We start from the raw sequence: 649 nt of genomic DNA, 5'->3' as shown, positions 1-649 counted from the left end.
CAACGCCGATGGGCAAACGCTGGAGCAGCTGGCGGCGCGCCGCCGCTCGCTGATCGAGCGCGCGCAGGCCGGCCGGCTGTCCCCGGACGAGCTGTCCGGCGGCACCTTCACCCTCAGCAACCTCGGCATGTATGGCGTGGATGCCTTCAACGCCATCGTCAACCCACCGCAGGCCGCCATCCTCGCCGTTGGCCGCATCGCCGACCGCGTGGCGCCGGTGAACGGTCAGCCCGCCGTGCTGCCGATGCTGACGCTCACGCTCTCGTGCGATCACCGCGTGGCCGATGGTGCGCGCGCGGCGCAGTTCTTACAGACGCTGGTCGAGGCTCTCGAAGAGCCGTTGCATCTTTTGGAGTAAGCAATGCCATCCAGACATCTTGTGTGTACCGCTGAACAGGCAGATTATCAGGTGCCGAACGCCTTCGCCCGGCTGAGTCGCGGCTTCCGCCGCTGGTCGGTCGTCAACGGTGCGGCCGGTTCCGTCCATCAAGAGTTCAACCTCTGCGAGCTTGCGCCGGGCGGCGTCATTGATACACACCTGCATTCCTTCGAGGAGAGCTTTTACGTGCTTGAAGGCCGCCTCATCTGTGAAACGGACGACGGCGCCTATGCGCTCGTGCCGGGTGATTACGGGTTTGTGCCGGTCGCC

At 65.5% G+C, this 649-nt stretch carries 2 protein-coding genes; both read left to right on the top strand.

All coding sequences use genetic code 11. From position 1 onward, the window contains the following. On the top strand, positions 1 to 358 hold a 358-nt coding region (locus NZ585_14980), incomplete at its 5' end, for a 2-oxo acid dehydrogenase subunit E2 (protein MCS7081335.1). Between the two features lie 3 nt (positions 359 to 361). Further along, positions 362 to 649: cupin domain-containing protein (locus NZ585_14975; protein MCS7081334.1), on the top strand; the 288-nt coding region annotated here is incomplete at its 3' end.

The sequence above is a fragment of the Chloracidobacterium sp. genome (assembly GCA_025057975.1).
In the GTDB taxonomy this organism is placed as follows: Bacteria; Acidobacteriota; Blastocatellia; order Chloracidobacteriales; family Chloracidobacteriaceae; genus Chloracidobacterium.
This window is presented reverse-complemented; position numbering and strand designations above follow the sequence as displayed.